1 pseudogene is annotated in these 1262 nt (G+C 59.1%); it reads right to left on the bottom strand.

Annotated elements, in window-relative coordinates:
- Positions 1-63 precede the first annotated feature (63 nt).
- Positions 64-1198, bottom strand: a pseudogene (locus IE224_RS20785) (IS3 family transposase).
- Positions 1199-1262: the final 64 nt, after the last annotated feature.

The raw sequence follows: 1262 nt of genomic DNA, 5'->3' as shown, positions 1-1262 counted from the left end.
CAGAGATGGTCCGGAATTTTCGACCAGTTTGCCGCTCAGCTAAGCTCTGGCATGGGTTTCATGTCAGGCAGCGGCTTTCAGGTTCTGGTTGGCGGTATCATAGGCCTCATCTGGCGTCAGCAACCCATGCGATGAGTGTGGACGTTTTTCATTGTAATAGGTGATCCAGGCGCCGATGCCCTGCGGGCCTCGGACCCGGTCTCGAAAGCGTTCAGGTAGACACACTCGTACTTCAGCGTCCGCCACAGCCTTTCGATCATCCGGTTGTCGATCCAGCGGCCACGGCCGTCCATGGAGATCCTCACCTTGGCGTCCAGCAACACCGCGGTGAACTCGGTGCTGGTGAATTGCGAGCCCTGATCGCTGTTGAAGATTTCGGGCGTGCCATATCGGGCCAGCGCCTCCTTCAGGGCCTCGACGCAAAAGCTCGCGTCCATGGAGTTTGAGAGCCGCCAGCTGAGCACCTTGCGGCTGTGCCAGTCCATGATCGCCACCAAGTACAGGAACCCCCGGCGCATGGGTATGTAGCTAATATCGGTGCACCAGACCTGATTGGGACGGGTGACGGACAGGCCCCTGAGAAGGTAAGGGTAAATCTTGTGCTCCGGGTGCTTCTTGCTGGTCTTCGGCTCCTGATAGATCGGCACCAGACGCATGAGCTTCATCAGCCGACGAACCCGATGGCGCCCGCACCGATGCCCTTCCCGTTGCATGTGACGGGCCATTTGCCGTGAGCCGTACCACGGCGTCTCGAGGAACTGCCGGTCGATAATGGCCATGAACTTCAGGTTCTCGGCGGTTTCGCCGCGTGGCTGGTAATAAAGGCTGGAGCGCGTCAGCGACAGCAGGCTGCATTGTCGCCGGACGCTGAGATCAGGGTGGTCCTGCTTCACCGCTTTTTGCCTCCAGTGCCGAGAATGAGACTGGAGGCTGCCGACAAAAAATCCCGCTCGATGACCAGTTGGCCGATCTTGGCATGCAGCTTCTCGACCTCACCCGCGGAAATCGCCGGCTCGGCAGCGTTGTTGCCGTCAAAGGCCGAGGCCATGTTCTCGATCGCGGTTCTTTTCCAGCCCGTGATCATGGTCGGGTGAATGTCATACTTCTTGGCCAGCTCAGCCGTGGTTAACTCCTCGCGGATGGCTTCCAACGCCACCTTCGCTTTGAACTCGGCCGAATAGCGCTTCCGTTTCGTCATGCGGATCAGTCCTTCGTCAATCGCCAGAGCTTAGCGACTGGTCCGAATTCCCGCGACCACCTCT

Origin of the sequence: Paracoccus aerius (genome assembly GCF_014656455.1) — a bacterium.
In the GTDB taxonomy this organism is placed as follows: domain Bacteria; phylum Pseudomonadota; class Alphaproteobacteria; order Rhodobacterales; family Rhodobacteraceae; genus Paracoccus; species Paracoccus aerius.
Note: the sequence above shows the minus strand (reverse complement) of the source record. Positions and strands in the feature narration are given on the sequence as shown.